17 protein-coding genes and 2 pseudogenes are annotated in these 15,698 nt (G+C 68.9%); 6 read left to right on the top strand and 13 right to left on the bottom strand.

Translation table 11 applies throughout. The features are described 5' to 3' along the window. Positions 1 to 147: 147 nt before the first annotated feature. Positions 148 to 810, top strand: coding sequence for a response regulator transcription factor (locus ACZ3HL_RS44180; protein ID WP_465537916.1), 663 nt, complete (start codon positions 148 to 150; stop codon positions 808 to 810). Here the strand turns inward: ACZ3HL_RS44180 and ACZ3HL_RS44175 are convergent. From ACZ3HL_RS44175 to ACZ3HL_RS44150, 6 genes and pseudogenes are all read right to left on the bottom strand, one after another. Beyond that, positions 807 to 2,528, bottom strand: coding sequence for a sensor histidine kinase (locus ACZ3HL_RS44175; protein WP_465417413.1), 1,722 nt, complete (start codon positions 2,526 to 2,528; stop codon positions 807 to 809). The genes ACZ3HL_RS44180 and ACZ3HL_RS44175 overlap by 4 nt on opposite strands. Before the next feature lie 97 nt (positions 2,529 to 2,625). Then, positions 2,626 to 3,411: a nitroreductase family protein gene (locus ACZ3HL_RS44170; RefSeq protein ID WP_465537914.1), complete on the bottom strand. Its 786-nt coding sequence runs from the start codon at positions 3,409 to 3,411 to the stop codon at positions 2,626 to 2,628. 191 nt (positions 3,412 to 3,602) lie between these two features. Beyond that, a complete protein-coding gene (locus ACZ3HL_RS44165) occupies positions 3,603 to 3,929 on the bottom strand; it encodes a sodium-independent anion transporter (protein WP_465537912.1) in 327 nt (108 codons plus the stop codon). 268 nt (positions 3,930 to 4,197) lie between these two features. Further along, a pseudogene (locus tag ACZ3HL_RS44160) lies at positions 4,198 to 5,181 on the bottom strand (SulP family inorganic anion transporter); the annotation flags it as partial. 89 nt (positions 5,182 to 5,270) lie between these two features. Continuing rightward, on the bottom strand, positions 5,271 to 5,924 hold the full coding sequence (locus ACZ3HL_RS44155; RefSeq protein WP_465537911.1) for a lycopene cyclase family protein: 654 nt from the start codon (positions 5,922 to 5,924) through the stop codon (positions 5,271 to 5,273). 65 nt (positions 5,925 to 5,989) lie between these two features. Further along, positions 5,990 to 6,352: pseudogene (locus tag ACZ3HL_RS44150) on the bottom strand (lycopene cyclase family protein); the annotation flags it as partial. A 150-nt stretch (positions 6,353 to 6,502) separates the two neighbouring features. Here ACZ3HL_RS44150 and ACZ3HL_RS44145 point away from each other — a divergent pair. From ACZ3HL_RS44145 to ACZ3HL_RS44125, 5 genes are all read left to right on the top strand, one after another. Beyond that, the gene (locus ACZ3HL_RS44145; RefSeq protein WP_465537909.1) at positions 6,503 to 6,628 is read left to right on the top strand and encodes a hypothetical protein; all 126 of its coding nucleotides are present in this window, start codon (positions 6,503 to 6,505) and stop codon (positions 6,626 to 6,628) included. A 12-nt stretch (positions 6,629 to 6,640) separates the two neighbouring features. Beyond that, a complete protein-coding gene (locus ACZ3HL_RS44140) occupies positions 6,641 to 7,402 on the top strand; it encodes a universal stress protein (protein ID WP_465537952.1) in 762 nt (253 codons plus the stop codon). An 18-nt stretch (positions 7,403 to 7,420) separates the two neighbouring features. Next, positions 7,421 to 8,086: a CBS domain-containing protein gene (locus ACZ3HL_RS44135; protein ID WP_465537907.1), complete on the top strand. Its 666-nt coding sequence runs from the start codon at positions 7,421 to 7,423 to the stop codon at positions 8,084 to 8,086. Positions 8,087 to 8,236: 150 nt separating this feature from the next. Further along, complete coding sequence (locus tag ACZ3HL_RS44130) at positions 8,237 to 8,659, top strand: hypothetical protein (protein ID WP_465537906.1); 423 nt, start codon at positions 8,237 to 8,239, stop codon at positions 8,657 to 8,659. A 42-nt stretch (positions 8,660 to 8,701) separates the two neighbouring features. Further along, entirely contained in the window at positions 8,702 to 9,286 is a 585-nt protein-coding gene (locus tag ACZ3HL_RS44125) for a hypothetical protein (protein WP_465417426.1), read from the top strand. Positions 9,287 to 9,340: 54 nt separating this feature from the next. Here ACZ3HL_RS44125 and ACZ3HL_RS44120 read toward each other — a convergent pair whose 3' ends face one another. The 7 genes from ACZ3HL_RS44120 to ACZ3HL_RS44090 form a co-directional block, all read right to left on the bottom strand. Then, positions 9,341 to 10,147 (bottom strand): acetate--CoA ligase family protein, encoded by an 807-nt coding sequence (locus ACZ3HL_RS44120; RefSeq protein ID WP_465537904.1) that lies wholly within the window; start codon positions 10,145 to 10,147, stop codon positions 9,341 to 9,343. Next, positions 10,101 to 11,660 (bottom strand): GNAT family N-acetyltransferase, encoded by a 1,560-nt coding sequence (locus ACZ3HL_RS44115; RefSeq protein ID WP_465537903.1) that lies wholly within the window; start codon positions 11,658 to 11,660, stop codon positions 10,101 to 10,103. The genes ACZ3HL_RS44120 and ACZ3HL_RS44115 overlap by 47 nt, the downstream gene beginning before the upstream one ends. Further along, complete coding sequence (locus ACZ3HL_RS44110) at positions 11,657 to 12,232, bottom strand: CBS domain-containing protein (RefSeq protein WP_465537901.1); 576 nt, start codon at positions 12,230 to 12,232, stop codon at positions 11,657 to 11,659. The genes ACZ3HL_RS44115 and ACZ3HL_RS44110 overlap by 4 nt, the downstream gene beginning before the upstream one ends. A 23-nt stretch (positions 12,233 to 12,255) precedes the next feature. Continuing rightward, a complete protein-coding gene (locus ACZ3HL_RS44105; protein ID WP_465417437.1) occupies positions 12,256 to 12,633 on the bottom strand; it encodes a hypothetical protein in 378 nt (125 codons plus the stop codon). 12 nt (positions 12,634 to 12,645) lie between these two features. After that, complete coding sequence (locus ACZ3HL_RS44100; RefSeq protein ID WP_465417440.1) at positions 12,646 to 13,221, bottom strand: Rv1733c family protein; 576 nt, start codon at positions 13,219 to 13,221, stop codon at positions 12,646 to 12,648. Between the two features lie 25 nt (positions 13,222 to 13,246). After that, positions 13,247 to 13,753, bottom strand: a complete 507-nt coding sequence (locus tag ACZ3HL_RS44095) for a universal stress protein (protein WP_465417443.1) — start codon at positions 13,751 to 13,753, stop codon at positions 13,247 to 13,249. A gap of 786 nt (positions 13,754 to 14,539) precedes the next feature. Further along, positions 14,540 to 15,508: an Acg family FMN-binding oxidoreductase gene (locus ACZ3HL_RS44090; RefSeq protein ID WP_465417447.1), complete on the bottom strand. Its 969-nt coding sequence runs from the start codon at positions 15,506 to 15,508 to the stop codon at positions 14,540 to 14,542. Positions 15,509 to 15,698: the final 190 nt, after the last annotated feature.

The raw sequence follows: 15,698 nt of genomic DNA, 5'->3' as shown, positions 1-15,698 counted from the left end.
CGGCACCGATCACCGGGACCAAATACCCGGGAGGGATGCCGCTAGGGCCCAAGGTCCCGGTTCGTTGGGACGTCTAGGTGGCTGTCACAGCCGGAATACGCGGGTACCGTCGGTGGAGAAGCCGGGACCCCGCAGGAGGAACGAAAGATGGCGACCAAGGTGTTCCTCGTGGACGACCACGAGATCGTCCGGCGAGGGCTGGCGGATCTGCTCGGGAACGAACCCGACATCGAAATCGCCGGCGAAGCCGCCTCCGTCTCCGAAGCACTCGCCCGCATCCCGCAAAGCGACGCGGACATCGCCGTGCTCGACGTGCGGCTCCCCGACGGAACCGGCATCGAACTCTGCCGGGATCTGCTGTCCACCGAGCCGGACCTGCGCTGCCTGATGCTCACCTCGTACGCCGACGACGAGGCCCTTTTCACCGCCATCATGGCCGGGGCGTCCGGGTTCGTCCTCAAGCAGGTCCTCGGGAACGACCTCGTCTCGGCGATCCGCACCATCGCGGGCGGCGGCTCGCTGCTCGACAGCCGGACCACCGCCGCGCTGATGAACCGCATCCGGCGCGAACGGGACCAGAACGATCCGACCGCCACCCTCTCCGAGCAGGAACGCACCGTCTTCGAACTGATCGGCGAAGGCCTGACCAACCGCGAGATCGGCGAGCGGATGTTCCTCGCCGAGAAGACCGTGAAGAACTACGTCTCCCGAATCCTGTCAAAACTCGGCATCCAGCGCCGGACGCAGGCCGCGGTCCTCGCCACCGAACACAAACGCACCGCGACGCCCCCGGTGTTCGGCGACCGCTAGGCCAGCGGAACACGCCAGAGCACTCTGGCGCCGCCACCGTCACGGTCTCCGAATTCGGCTTCACCGCCGCACCTCTCCGCCCGGTCGGCGAGGTTCGCCAGCCCACTTCGCCGTCCCGCCTGCGGTATCCCGATGCCGTTGTCGGCGACCTCGATGATCAGCTCGCGATCTGCCTCGACGCTGATCGTGATCTCGTCGGCGCCGGAATGCCGGACGGCGTTGCTCAGCGCCTCGCGGACCACCGCCTCGGCATGCTCGTGCAGGGTCTGCGGCACGAGCGTGTCGACCGCCCCGGCGATCCGGACCGAAGGGGTGAGCGTGCTCTCGGTCGTCAACTCCGTGACGGCGTCGAGCAGCCGCCGGCGCAAGCTCTTCGAGGCGTCCGAGCCCGAGGTATGCAGATCGAAGATCGACGTCCTGATCTCACGGACCGTGCGATCCAGTTGCTCCACCGCCTGCGTCACCCGATCGCGCGCGAATGCGTCCGGCATCCGGGGCACGATGCTCTGCAGGCTCATCCCGGTGGCGAACATCCGCTGGATGACGTGGTCGTGCAGGTCCTGGGCGATCCGGTCCCGATCGGCGAGCACGTCCAGGAGCCGCTGGTTGCGTTGTTTCTCGCCGAACTCCAGCGCGACCGCCGCCTGATCGGCGAACGACGACAGCATCGGGAGCTGATCGGCCTTGTACTGCGGGGAACCCTTGTCCCGTCCCGCGACGAGCACCCCTCCGACGCCGGAAGTGCTGTTCAACGGGATCACCATGGCCGGCCCGAGTCCCTCCAAAACGGGCTCGGCCTGCTGGTGCGAGACCGTGCCCAGGTCGGGGACGAGACTGGGCTGACCGGAACCGAGCACCTGGTCGATGGCCGGATGCCCGCCGGCCATCGACGTACCCTCCAGAACGGTCATCCGCTCCCCCGCGGAGACGCTCACCGTCAGCGGTTGCCCGATCTCCGTGGCGAGCAGGATCAGCACCCGGTCGGCCGCGGAGAGCTCGCGAACCCTGGTGGCGATCAGGTTCAGCGTGTCGGTGACCGAGGCTCCGCCCAGGAGTTCCCCGTTGACCTCCGCGACCGCTTCCAGCCAGCGCTCCCGCGTCCGTGACCGTTCGAACAGCCGGGCGTTGTCGATGGCGACACCGGCCGCCGCGGCCAAGGCCTGCAGGACGACCTCGTCATCGGCGGTGAATTCGGCGGCGCCCCGCTTTTCCGTCAGGTACAGGTTGCCGAAGACCTCGTCCCGGACGCGGACCGGGACACCGAGGAAGCTGTGCATCGGCGGATGGTTCGCCGGGAACCCCACCGAGGCGGGATGCAGGGTCAGATCCGGGACCCGGACCGGATGGGGCTCCGCGATGAGCAGCCCGAGCAGGCCCCGGCCTTCGGGCAAATGACCCATATGGGAGCGGGTCTCCGCGTCGATGCCCTCGTAGACGAACTCCGAGAGCCCGTCCTCGTCGCCGAGCACGCCGAGCGCGCCGTACCGGGCATCGACCAGCTCGACCGCCGCCTGCACGATGCGCTGCAGGGTCGAGTCGAGCTCCAGCCCGGTGGCCACGGCCAGGACCGCGTCGAGCAGGCCTTGAAGCCGGTCTCGGGTCTTGACGATCTCCGACAGCCGCTCCTGGACCTCGTGCAGCAGCTCGTCGAGCCGTAGCCCGGTCAAGACCGCCGCGCTCGGTGGCGTCTCGTCGGACGGACCTCGATCCGGCGGCATTCGGTTGCTCCTTGTGGGTCGGCATGGCGACACGTCTTAGTCGCTCGATCGGCTCCAGCGTTTCACCACCGGCCACTCCTGCCAAGCCACGCGGCCGTCAGAACGGGCGATGATCGTCCGGATGCCACACGACCTCACCGGGTCGGCGGCGGGCGGCGTGCCGAACCGGCCCGTCCGGATAGCCGAGCCGCATGATGAGCTGAGGGTGCCCCGGCAGGTTCAGTTCCGCGGTCACCCGCTCCCGGACGGCGTCCTCGTGCAGCAGCTGGGTCAGCACCGACGCCGCCAGCCCTCCATCGACGGCCGCGAGCCACGAGCGCTGCATGGCCACGCCCGTCGCGACGTGGCCGGCACGATCGTCCTCCTTCACCCAGAAGATCAAGACGTTCTCCGCGGCCAGTCTCCGCGCGAGGGTCGGGGCGTCCGGGATCAGGCTGGTCCAGCGGACCAGTCCCGCCCACGGCAAGCCCGCCTTGTCGTAGCCGGGCCGGACCAGACCGTCACCGACACCGTCGGGCCGCCACTCGCCCGTCCACTCCTCAAGTTCTCGCTGGAGTCCCTCGCGGCTCTGAATCGTTCTAGCGGCCTGTTCGAGAAGTACCGAGAGGAGGTCCTTGTCGGCGGCGCGCAGAACCCGGCAGCCGATACCGTGGGGCAGCTCTCCGATGACCGGTGCGAGCAGCGACGGCGCGACCGGGATGTCGGCGAACGGACGACGGTGGCTCCGCCTGCGCGAGATGGCGGCATACGCGTGCAGTTCGCTGTCGGAAGGTGGCTCGCGGCCGGAGGGCGTGACGACAGCGACCAGCGACCCCCCTCCGGGGGACATCTCCACCTCGGTGGCCCATCCCAGCACCCGGACGGCCAACACGAGGCTCTCCAAGGCCGCTCCGCAGGAGATGAGCCGATCGCGACCGGTGGGGGTCGTGCTCGGGAAGGGAGAGATCGGTCCGCTCGCTCAGTTCCGCGCGCAGTTCGGGCAGGGCGAGCGACCACGGCTGGATGTTGTGCACGGACGGCGCTCGGAGGACCGCCCGCGCCAGGACCTCGATCTCGCCGTCGGACCACATTCGCTCATCGTGGGCGTTCGGCGTGTGCCTGCTTCCTCTCACGGAACGCGTCGACGACGCTGGGCAGTGTCGCGTACAGCGAGCCGGTACCGATGAGCCCGAGAAGGCCCGCGGCTTCGAGGTCTTCGCGCAACTCCTGCTTCACTCTAGCGAGCGCGAACGTGATCCCGCGTCGGCGCAACTCCTCGCACAGCCCGCGCAAGGCGTCGGCCGCGGTGATGTCGAGTTCGACGTTGGCTTCGGCGTTGAGGACGAACCACTCGACCTTCGTCCCGCCGTCCAGTGCGGCGAGGGCACGTCGCCGGAAGTCGTCGGCATTGGCGAAACACAAGGGCGCGTCGTAGCGGTAAGATCACCAGGCCTGGTTCGGTAGTCGCGCCGGGATAGTCGCCGACATCGTGCATGCCGGGAACATCTGGAACGAACCCGAGTACCGCCCCGTGCGGCCGTGCCAACCTGCGAAGGAGATCCAAAATGGACAATCCGACGGCGGCCAGCACGCCGTACAGGACACCCAGCGCGACGACGGCGAGCAAAGTCGACACCGTCAGGACGAACTCGCTCCGGCGGAACCGCGCGATGCGCCGGAATTCCCGGGGATCGATCAGCTTCAACGCCGCGTAGACGACTATCGCCGCCAACGCCGCCTTGGGAAAGCCGGCCAGCAACGGTCTCGCGAAGAGAACCGTCAGCACGACGGTCGCGAGCGCGGCAAGGGAGTACAGCTGGGTCCGGGCACCCATCGCGGATGCCAGAGCGGTGCGGCTGCCACTCGAGCTGACCGGAAACCCGTGCAGGAGTCCCGATGACAGATTCGACGCGGCCAGCGCCCGCAACTCGCGAGTGGAATCGACCTGCTCTCCGTGCCTGCCCGCGAAAGCGCGAGCCGTCAGGACGTTGTCGGAGAAGCCGACGAGAGCGATCCCCAGCGCGGGCAGGAGCAGGTTCGCCAGATCCGCACCGCTCACCGCGGGGAGCCCGGGCACCGGCAGTGCGTCCGGGATCGGACCGATCACCAAGATCCCCTTCTCCGTCAAGGAAAAGCCAGTGACGACCGCGGTCGCCACCAGTATGACGGTCAACGGCCCGGGAAAGCGCGGAAGCCGGTGCTGCGACACCAGCAGGCAGGCCAGGACGAAGACGCCGAGGATCAAGGTTGGCCAGTGCAAGTGCGCGATGTTCGCGAGGAACGAGCCGAATTCCGCGATCATCCCGTCGCCCGTGACGGGAACGCCGGTCAGCTTGCCCAGCCGGCTCACGATCATCAGCGCCGCGATCCCGGCCATGTAGCCGGTCAGTACCGGTTTCGACAGCAGGTCTGCCAGCACGCCGAGCCGGGCCAAGCCTCCCATCAGACACAAGCCGCCGACCAAGAGTGCGAGCATGGCCGCGAGCACCCCGTAGCGGGCGGGATCGCCTGCGGCGAGCGGGCCGAGCGCGACGGCCGTCATCAAGGCGGTCGTGGATTCCGGGCCCACGGAAAGCAGTTTCGACGATCCCAGCACCGCATAGACAGCCAAGGGACCGATCACCGCCCATAGACCGACCTCCGGTGGCAGCCCCGCGACCTCCGCGTAGGCCATCACCTGAGGCACCAGATACGCGGCGACCGTCACTCCGGCCAGCAGGTCACCTCGTAACCAAGAGCGCTGATAGCGTGCGAAGGAGATCTTCATCGATGCCTCCGGCCGACAGCTGAGTACAACGAAGACGGCAAGCGCGCGAATAGCTTTCCCTCCTGCGGAAGAGAGCTTTCCTCGTCGAGGAAGCGCAGTACCGGCTCGGCCGACGATCGGTCGAACAAGGCCGCGAAGATCCGTTCGAGCTGACCCGGGTCTCGCGCCACGACGTCGAGGAGCGTGGCGTCGAACAGCAGGTGCCGCGCCTTGGGCTTGGGCAGGTCGAAGGGATGTCCTTGGCACGCCAAGGATTCCGCGATCGCGGCGCTGTCGGCCTGGATGCGTTGGAAGGCATAGCCGGTCGACGCCTTGACCAGCCCGGCTTTCGTCCCGATGGCGAGGATCGAGCCGCGCCTGCGGTCGACGGCCGAAGCGGACAGCGGCAGGGAAGCCGATTCTTCACGGGTGACCGCGTATTCCCGCACACCGAGAATCGTGGCGAGGTACTCGCGCAAAGCGGTTCGTTGTTCCTTGGGACGCGCCACCCCTCGTGTGTGTGGCGGCGGCGCGAAGGACGTGTACTCGACCAGGGCTTCTCGCGGACCTCGCGGCAAGACGTAGACGAAGCTCGCGGCGCGGTTCTGGGAGGTACGGAAGTCGAAGAAGGTCGGCACGGCCGAGTCGAACACCGGCTCGGCCGTGCGCACGGCCGGTGAACGCTGTCGAAGACCCAGTCGGCGCTCAATGCTTCACCGTCCACAATGGCTTCCGCGCCGTGACCCGCCTGCCGGATGTCGGTGATCCGGCCGCGGCGGAAGACGACGTCACCGCGTCTCGCCGCGGTCTTGCCGACCGCCGCCGCCAGATCGTCGCCACGGACGAAGCGGTACTTGTACCGGCCGAGGCCGACGACCCGGCTACGCCCGGCCGCGTGCACGTGGAACCTGTCGAACGTACGCGAAACCGCTTCATCGAGAAGTCCTGGCGCGGCGGACCAGGACGCCCAGCCCGCGGTCGCGAGCGGCCGGCGACCGTCGTCCACGACGATGATCGGCCCCAGGGATTCCGGCCGCGCGACCAGATGGGCCGCGAGGCTGAGGCCGCTGAGTCCTCCGCCTGCGATGAGGATCGTCATCGATCGAGTGAACGGCTCCACGCGCCCGCGCGCCAGTGACCAGAGGCGCACCCGAGGTCCCGGGAATCCGGGACCAACGGCACCGGACCGTGTATCCACCTGCCGCTTAGCGTTGCCGTGCAGGGCCATTGCGAGCGGAAAGAGCCGATGATGAAACGAACCCTCCGGCTGACCGGGCCGATCGTGGTCGGCGCGGACGGATCCACCGGCGCCTGTGCCGCCGCCACCTGGGGTGTGCAGGCCGCCGACCGGCACGAAACCTCCCTGGAACTGTAGCACGCCCTCGGGATACCGGACTACTACCTCGGCAGCGTTCCGCCGTCGGACGAACTCCTGCGCAAGGTCAAGAACCGCGGAGAGGCGATTCTTCGTGAAGCAGCGGACACCGTGGGCCACACGTACGGCCCTGTCGTCCGGACTCACCTCTCCGACGACTCCGCGGCCCCAGCACTGATCGAGGCTTCCGGCATCGCCCGGCTGATCGTCCTGGGGTCCACCGAGCACAGCCGCTTCACCGCCCTGTTCGGCGGATCGGTGACGACCGCGCTCGCCGGTCACTCGCACTGTCCCGTCGTGTCTGTACGGGGCCATACTTGGGATCTGCCCACGGCGTGGAGACAACCCGTCGTGGTCGGCGTCGACGGAAGCCCCGCCGCCGAGCTCGCGATCGCCGCCGCCTTCGACGAGGCTTGCGCCCGGGGAGCCGATCTGGTCGCCGTGCACGCCTGGGAGGACGTCTCGGCCTCCCGCTCCTTCGGTGATCCCGCGGGCAACTACGGCTGGGCCGCCTTCACGGCGTCCGCTCGGCGGATGCTCACCGAGCAGGTGTCGAAGTTCCGCGACAGCTATCCCGACGTCGAAGTGCACCAGGTGGTCGTGCACGACGAACCCCGCCAGGAACTGCTGCGCTGGAGCGGTAAAGCGCAGTTGATCGTGGTCGGTGACCGAGGACGCGGCGGCTTCCGCGGCCTCCTGCTCGGTTCGACCGCGCAAAGCCTGATCCACCACGCCGCCTGCCCGGTGCTGATCGCCCGCACTGCGGATTCCTGACAACGAAAGGAGCGCGCCATGTGCACCACCGTTTCCGAAGTCATGACCACCGACCCGGTCACCGTCGCGCCGGACACCGGGTACAAACAGATCGCCGCCTTGCTGGCAAGGCGGCGGATCAGTGCGGTGCCCGTCGTCGACGAGGCCGGAGCACCGGTCGGCGTGGTGTCCGAAGCGGATCTCCTGGCCCGGTTCCGCGCTCCCCGGCCCGCCCTGTTCGCCGGTCACCATTCCCGGGGCGAGGCGCGCAAAGCGCGGGCGTTGCGCGCCGAGAACTTGATGACCTCACCGGTCGTGACGATCGACGCGGGCGATTCCGTCGCGGCCGCGGCGGTACGCCTCGCCGAGAAGGACGTGCGGCGGCTGTTCGTCGTCGCGAACGGGAGACTCGTCGGTGTCGTGTCACGCCGGGATCTGCTGTCCGGGTTCCGGCGTGCCGATGAGGACATCCGCGCCGAGATCGACCGCGACGTCCTTGCCCGCACCCTGCGGGTCGCACCCGGGCAGGCGTCAGTCACGGTCGCCGACGGGGTGGTGACGCTGCTCGGCAGGCTGGACAACCGCGGCGCGGTCGAACGCGCCGGCGTCCTCGCCGGTGAGGTCCCCGGCGTGGTCGACGTGCGGAACCGGCTCGACTTCGTCTGGGACGACGACGTCATCCGGCCCGCTTCCCTCGGTGGCTGAGCCGCGGGACCTTCGGCCTGTGCTCCAGGGAATCCCGGCGGACCGAAGGGCCACTTCGCCCGGGGCGTCCGCCTCATTCGCGTCTCCGACGAGGCGAGCACGATGGGCGTACAGGTCGGAAACCCGCGGATCGGAAGCGAGGCGCCTCCCATGTCGGCCACGAACAACCACCAGGAACCGGCTCCCCTCGCCCGCTATGCGGATCTGAAGGATCAACGGCTCGCGCTCACGCTGTCGCGTGAAGACCTCGATGAAGAGCATGACCGCGATCCCCTGGAGCGGATCACCTGCCGGACCCATCGCCGCTGGCTGCACCAATGCGTGTCCTCGTCGCTGCACGTCATCGTCGTGACCGGCCATCGTTGGTGCCGCTCCTGCTCTCTCGCGCTCTCCGTCGCGGTCGACGAACTCGCCGGAGACGTCACCTTCTCCTGCCCGGGCTGTGGGCGAGTGGCGCCGACCCGGGCGACCCGTCAGCTGATCCGCGCATGCCGCGCGAGTCTTGCCGCGGCGCATGACGATGGGCTCGTGTACCCGGGCCTTTCGGCCCCAGAGCCGCGTGCCATGTCGTAACACACTCGAATCGACCTTGAACACCGATCAGAGGAGAGTTCCATGGCCACCACCGAAAGCGGACATCGACGCAACGTTCCCGTCGAACATCCGGAAGTCCATGATGGACGGTCACGGGTCGCCGCGAGTCTCGCCGTGCTCCGCATCTCCACCGGCCTGCTGTTCCTGTGGGCGTTCTTCGACAAGACCTTCGGTCTCGGTTACGCCACTGCTTCCGGCAACGCCTGGATCAACGGCGGTTCGCCGACGAAGGGCTTCTTGAGCCGGGTCGACGTCGGCCCGTTCGCCGAAACCCTCCGCTCCTGGGGCGGCACCTGGTGGGCGGACTGGTTGTTCATGGCCGGCCTGCTCGGCATCGGGCTCGCGGTCACCGTGGGCGTGGGACTGCGGCTCTCCGCCATCACCGGCAGCGTGATGATGCTGCTGATGTGGATCGCCGAGTGGCCACCCGCCCGGACGAACGGCGCGGGCGAGCCGACCATGTCGACCAACCCGCTCATCGAATACCACGTGATCTACGCGCTGGTGCTCATCGCACTGGCCGCGACGGCCGCCGGGAACACCTGGGGGCTGGGAGAGCAGTGGCGGCGGCTGTCCTTCGTGGACCGTAACCACTGGCTTCGATGACCTCCCCGAACACCCGTCCCGGCACCGTCGACCCGGTGCCGGGATTTCGTTCGCTCACAGCCGGCGAAGATGGTGATCGGTCCATGGCCGCTGCCGGACGAGGATCCGGACGGCGCCCGCGGTGGCCCCTTCGCGCGACACGAGTACCGGGTCGAGGTCCACGTCGACGACTTCCGGCACCAGCTCCATGATCCGGTCCGTCCGCAGGAGCAGCTCCGCGAGTGCGGCACGGTCGAGAGCGTTGCTCCCGCCGAACAGCGCCTTGCTCGCGTGCATGCTGTCGACCAGAGCCTCGGCGTCAGTCGTGCTGAGCGGCCCCAGACCGGTTGACCGGTCGTCGAGCAAGGCTCCATCGATACCGCCGAGTCCCAGGACCACGACCGGGCCGAACACGTCGTCGACCTGACCGCGGATCAGCAGCTCGCGATCACCGAACCGGCGCCGGGTCAACCGGATCCCGAAACAGGCGAGCAGGTCCTCACTGTCCTTCCGGGACAGCCAGCCCCCGCCCGGATGCGCGGAGAGGTACTCCCCCACCAGCCGGGTCGCCGTCGCGAGATCGATACCGGAGAGATCAGGCCTGCCACCCTCCCCAGCCTCGAGCCAGTGGGTTCGCTCGGACAACTTCGCCAAGACGGCCGCTGCTTCCTCGACATCGGCGTAGCAGGGAATCCCGTGGTGCGGGACGACCGACTCGAGCTGGCCGAGCCGCACGGCGAGGACAGTCTTGCTCTCCGGCACCGCGACCAGCCCGGCCAGCGGATCGCCGACGCCGGTGGGTACGCCGGCGTCGATCACCGCGTCCACACCTTCGTCAGCCAGGACCTCGGAGACGCAAGAGGCGAAGGCGTCGGCCGTCACTGCGGCGCTCGTGTCGAGCGGGTTGCCCACGCTCGAGTGTTCGGGCAACAGCCGCCGGAGAGCGTCCTGAGTCCGCCGATTCGACCACCCGTGAACCGGATGGCAACGGCTGCCACGAGAGCGCGGCGAGCAGTCCGAGGACTTCGGTCACCGTGTCGACGACGAGGACACCCGCCTGGCCGAACATCGCGAGTTTCGTCGCGGCCGGAACCGCTCGCGCGGCCGTATGCGCCGCCGCGGCCCGCTGTGCCGCCGCGGTGGCGGCACCGCGGATCGCCACGACCGGCTTCTCCCTGGCGAGAGCCCGCGCCAACCTGCTGAACTTCCTCGGGTTGCCGAAGGATTCCAAGTACAGCACGGCGATGTCGGTTTCCCCGTCGCCGCGCCACCACCGCAGGAGATCATTGCCGCTCACATCGTACTTGTCGCCGGTGGAGACCAAAGTGGACAGACCGAGTCCCAGGCCCGCGAGCGCGTCCATCAACGCGATCCCGAAACCGCCGGACTGGGTCACCACCCTGACGCGGCCTCGCCGGGCGCCCCGGCGAGCGAACGTCGTGTCGAGACGGGCCGACGGAGAGGTGTTGGCCACGCCGAAGCAATTGGGGCCGACCAGGCGAATCCCGTACGTGGCGACGAGTTCGCGGACACGGTGCTCCAGCGGTGTCCCGGTCAGTCCCGCCGTGACGAGCACGATCGATCGCACGCCGGCGCGCCCGCAGTCTTCGACGACGTCGGGGACCGACTCCGCGCGGACACAGATCACCGCCTGTTCAACCGCGGCGTTCAGGGAAGATACCGAAGGAACACAGGGGACGCCGAGGATCTCCGTGGCGTTCGGGTTCACCGCGTGCGCGATACCGGGGTAGCCGGCGTCGAGAAGGTTCCGCAGGATCGCCCTGCCCACCGAGTCTTCACGCCTCCCCGCCCCCACGACGGCCACCGAGGCCGGGGCCAGCACCGTCCGGAGGCTCGCCACATCGGCGAGCCGTTCCCGCTCCTCGATCCGCTCGAGGTACCGGTCGGGCTCGCCGAGTTCGATCTCGACGTCGAGCTCCGGCCCTCCCCGTCCGATGACGTACGGGAGGCCGAGGTCGGAGAACACCTTGATCATCCGGGTGTTCTCCGCGAGCACCAGGGCGACGAAACGGTGGATGCCCTGCGCCAAGGCCAAGGACACGAGATGTTCGAGCAGCAGGGTGCCGACCCCGTGTGCCTGGGCCGCGTGGTCGACGACCAGCGCGACTTCGGCCGCGTCGTCCGCGGAGCCCGGGCGATAGTGGGCGATCCCGATGAGTTCGTCCCCTCGGAACGCTCCGATACCCGGGCCTTCGATCGCCAACCGGCTCAGCAGATCCAGCCTCCCCGGATGGGCGGTGAAGAAGCGCAGATAGCGGTCGCGCTCGTCCAGCCGCTGGTGCAGATTCAGGACGGCGTCGAAATCCTCCGCACGCAACCGGCGGACGGTGACCATGTCGCCGTCCGCCAGCAGGGCACTCGTCCCGGTCGTCATGTCGACGCCGGATTCCGGGTGTCCAGTACGACGGCGACCACGCCAGGCACCGTGCGGGCGAGCGCGTCGAGCACCCGCCGTTCGGCTTCGTCCCGGAACTCACCGGCGATGCTCACGTAGCCGCCGTCGACCTTGATCGTCCACTTCGGACGATGTCCGGCGTAGTCACTGATCAGGCCGTGCACCTGTGCGGCGATCGCGTCGTCCGGCCGGACGAGCGGACGGAGCAGATCCCGCCTGCTCACCACACCGACCAGGACTCCCTCCTCGACGACCGGCAAGCAACGCAGCCGGTCGGCCAGCATCCGCCTGCCCACCTCCGCGACCTCGGTCGACGGGGAGATCACCTCCACCGGGGTGGACATCAACGCCCCGACCGTGATCCCGTCACCGCCCGCCCGGATTCCCCGCAGCGCGTCGAATTCGGTGAAGGTCCCGAGGACCCGGCCTTCGTCGTCGACGACCGGAAGGCCGGCGAAGCCCTTCTCGGTCAGCACCGCCACCGCCTCGCGAAGTGGTGTCGTGGGAGCGGTCGCCACTGCCGGACTGGACATGATCTCCGAAGCACGCATCGGATCCTCCTTGTGTTCTTTCATCAGGCGCGGTTCCGCAGGAACGCCCCGCACGCGTCGAAAAGGTCTTCCGGCGGGCAAGCCGTGACCCGGTGTTCGAAACCTGGTGGGACGACGGGGGCGCCCGCGCCGCCCGTCGTGGTCATCACGACCGGGACCCGCGCCCGGAGTGCACACACCACACCGAATTCGCGTGCGGTCAAACCGGCCTCGGTACCGCGGACGTCAACGGCGAGATCCGGCCGATCCTCCTCGTCCAGCGGGCAGGTCCCGCCGGACGCGAGAGCCCGGCACACTCCGGACCGGACATGGCACGGGCTGACCCGGCAACCCAGTTCCCGCAACGCGGCCGCGATCTCACGCGACTCGTCGAAGCCGGCCTCTGTGAGCAGGATTCTCATCTCTTTCTCCTCTCAGGCGGCGGGCCGACCTTGGGCCATCCGTTGCCATTCGCGTGCCCACACGGCGGCACGGCCGCGGGCGAGCGCCGCCCGGCACACCAGGAAGACCCCCATGACCAGCGTGAGCCAGCCCAGCCACAGTCCGACGCCGACGCCGATGCCCCGGCTCAGGGCATCGGCGTCAGTGGCCGGCGCCTTGACGGGATGCCCGCTCGTGTCGAGCCAGATTCGCACTTCGTTCCCGGTCGCCGACCCGGCGTCGACGGTCACCACGCCTTCACGGATCAGCCCACCGGGCGCGGCCCATCGGGCGGTCGCTTCGACCTTCTCGTCCGTGGGCACTCCGTCGAGGCGCACCTGGACGGGCGGGGCGTCGGCGAGCAGCACGGCGATCGCCTCCTGACGGTTCGCCATCTCCTCCGCCACACGCTTCCGCCCTTCGGCGTAGGCCTCGGAACCCGCCGCCGCGGCGAAGGGGATCGCCAGCAGCGCCAGCAGGACGGCACCGATCACCAGCGCGGCTTCGAGTCGGTCCGACCACCGGACGAGCGGATTTCGCGTGAAGCAGAGTCCGGGCAGCGCTCTCATGGCCTTCTCCTGTGTCCGCGTTCGCTCAGAGGATCGGGCCGGGCTCGTACGCGACAGAGGTCAGCAGCCGGCCGAGCCTGCTTTCCGGAGCCGTGGCGGGCGGCGGGATCACCACCACCGGGCAGGTCGCGTGCCGCAGCGCCGTCTTGCACACCGAGCCGACCAGCAGTTCACGGAGCTTGCCCGTGCCATGGCTGCCCAGCACGAGCAGCGAAGCGCCTTTCGACCGCTCCACGAGCGTTTCACCGGGGTCTCCCTGCGGAACGTCATAGGTGACATCGAGCCCCTCGTGAGCATCGAGGACTTTGGCGGTCGCGGCTTTCAGCGCCTTCAAATGGACATCTCTCGCCTCCGCCACGGTCCGGCCGGCCGACGCGTCGTCCAGCATCGCGTCGTGGACCCACACGGTGACCACCTGCAAGGCCGCGCCCTGCCTGACCGCCTGATCGGCCGCCCAGTGCACCGCCGCGGCAGAACCCGCCGAACCGTCCATGCCGACGACGATCCGGTTCTCCGTCGCACTGTCCGTCATGACGTCCTTCCCTTCTGTGCCAGTGTTTCCGAGGTTCTTTGACCACGACGACCGCCTGGGGGAAGCCGGGAACACCGTCGATGCCGACGAGCGCCCCACGGATCGCGGGGGCATCGAAAGGCTCGGTGAACGCGGTGGCGGCCAAGCCGTACTCGGTGGCCGCGAGCAACAACCGCTGTGCGGCCACGCCTGCCCGGACGAGCTGTTCCCGGGTTTCCGTCACGGTGGCGACGAGGAAGGCGACCCACGAGGATTCCGGAGTCGCTTTCCTCCTGACCTGCCCGCCTACCTTGGGTAGATCACGGACCTGAGAAGGCGTGAGCACCCGGACCCGGATGCCGTCGCCCTCGTTCGCCTTGGCGATCTCCCGTCCCCACGTCGCCACCGAAGACGGAGCCGGCCTGGTCGGTCGCCCGGGCAGAGCGGCGAAACGGGCGAAATCGTCCGCCGCGGGGCGGATCCGCCGCAGCGATCTGAGCCTGGCGACCCGGTCCAGGGCGAGCACATCACAGGTCAGGTCGATGACCGGCGACCAGCCCAGAATTGTGATCGCACAGTCGAGATTCGCCACCACCGCCCCGCAGACGATCAATCGCGCACGCCCACGCCGGTCCCGTACTCCGAGCAGGTTCGTGACTCGTTCGTACAAGTCGAGTGAGTCCTCATGGAACGACAGCGTCCACACGTCGTCGATCCATCGCTTCGGTACCTGGCGCGCGATCGCCACGAGGATCCGCTTCTCCTCCGTCGACCAAACATGCGCCGGGATCCCGGTGAGAGAAGCCGTCATGGCCGCTTCTCCCCGCTCGGGTCGCGGGTGACCGCTTCGATCGAGCGCCGTGGCGTCTTCACGCCCGGAGAGCCGTAACCGAGCCTGAACACTGTCTGGGGATGACAGGCGCCACCGAGCAGGTCCCGCAGTTCGTCGCGGATGGCGGTGATTTCGATCGGCTGGGAATAGAACGAGGCGCTCAGCCCGGCGTCCGTGGCGGTGAGCAGGACCCGTTGCATCGCGCACCCCGCGCGGACCTGGGAGATCGGCGCGTCGTTCGGCATGGTCAGCACCGCGACCAGCGGGTCCTGCTCGAAGACACGGGGAGCACCGTCCTCGTTGACGTACCGCCCCGGGAGCAGCCCACCCGCTGAACGAGGCCCGCCCGCGGAGGTGGGAACACCGTCGTCCTTACTGGTTTGCCTGGTCCATGCCCGGAGTTCTCGCTGGAAGGACGCGTCCAGGTGCTGGATGTGGTCGGCGCGGCGGATGAGCCCCGCGGTCGCCTCCAGCAGCCCGGCCTCGTCGAGCAGGATCAGCCGCGCCCCGTCCTCGCGGGCCGCCTCCCGCACGGCGGTCCGCAGGCGGAGAGGCACCGGCTCGTCCGTGAAGGGGCGGCGGTTGCTGTAGCGCCGCGGAATCGCGGCGGAGAGACGGCGTTCGGTCGCGGTGGGACGGTGTCGGGGACCCAGCGTGACCCGCGCCAGCAAGGAAGGCCTCGCCCGTTCAGGCGCCAGCTCGACATCGCTGACCCGGCCCGCGGCAGCGATGGCGAGCCGCAGGTTCAGCAATGCCGCGCCACAGGCCAGCCGCGCCTCGCGCGCTTGCGGATCGCAGGCGCCGAGAATCCGGCTTTCGTCGAGCACCACGTCGATCGTGTCCGGCGCCAGCTCGAAGATCCACGGCTGGGTGTTGTGCGGCGACGGCGCGCGCACCGCGGCGCGCAGCGCGTCCGCGACGACCGGCGAACGAGTGAGGATCATCGTGCTGCACCTGCCTTTCGACGCTCTCAGCGTCTCGCGTGGCGGACGGGGGCGGCAGTGGCCGTGGGCCCGGTGTGCCGGGACCTTCGGCACCGGCTAGGGCCTGTATCGAAGTCTTCTTCAGCAGGTTGAGCTGGTGTGGGCGTGTCGGTGATGGAAAGTAGGGAGGTCTCCGGTAGTTGGTTCGTCG

The organism is Amycolatopsis sp. NPDC000009 (assembly GCF_055563465.1).
This window is presented reverse-complemented; position numbering and strand designations above follow the sequence as displayed.

Coding starts and splice junctions, on each gene's coding strand:
- ACZ3HL_RS44180 (WP_465537916.1), top strand. CDS start 148: ATGGCGACCAAGGTGTTCCTCGTGGACGACCACGAGATCGTCCGGCGA.
- ACZ3HL_RS44105 (WP_465417437.1), bottom strand. CDS start 12,633: ATGAGAATCCTGCTCACAGAGGCCGGCTTCGACGAGTCGCGTGAGATC.
- ACZ3HL_RS44145 (WP_465537909.1), top strand. CDS start 6,503: ATGAAACGAACCCTCCGGCTGACCGGGCCGATCGTGGTCGGCGCGGAC.
- ACZ3HL_RS44115 (WP_465537903.1), bottom strand. CDS start 11,660: ATGACGACCGGGACGAGTGCCCTGCTGGCGGACGGCGACATGGTCACC.
- ACZ3HL_RS44175 (WP_465417413.1), bottom strand. CDS start 2,528: ATGCCGCCGGATCGAGGTCCGTCCGACGAGACGCCACCGAGCGCGGCG.
- ACZ3HL_RS44095 (WP_465417443.1), bottom strand. CDS start 13,753: ATGACGGACAGTGCGACGGAGAACCGGATCGTCGTCGGCATGGACGGT.
- ACZ3HL_RS44135 (WP_465537907.1), top strand. CDS start 7,421: ATGTGCACCACCGTTTCCGAAGTCATGACCACCGACCCGGTCACCGTC.
- ACZ3HL_RS44110 (WP_465537901.1), bottom strand. CDS start 12,232: ATGCGTGCTTCGGAGATCATGTCCAGTCCGGCAGTGGCGACCGCTCCC.
- ACZ3HL_RS44125 (WP_465417426.1), top strand. CDS start 8,702: ATGGCCACCACCGAAAGCGGACATCGACGCAACGTTCCCGTCGAACAT.
- ACZ3HL_RS44090 (WP_465417447.1), bottom strand. CDS start 15,508: ATGATCCTCACTCGTTCGCCGGTCGTCGCGGACGCGCTGCGCGCCGCG.
- ACZ3HL_RS44130 (WP_465537906.1), top strand. CDS start 8,237: ATGTCGGCCACGAACAACCACCAGGAACCGGCTCCCCTCGCCCGCTAT.
- ACZ3HL_RS44100 (WP_465417440.1), bottom strand. CDS start 13,221: ATGAGAGCGCTGCCCGGACTCTGCTTCACGCGAAATCCGCTCGTCCGG.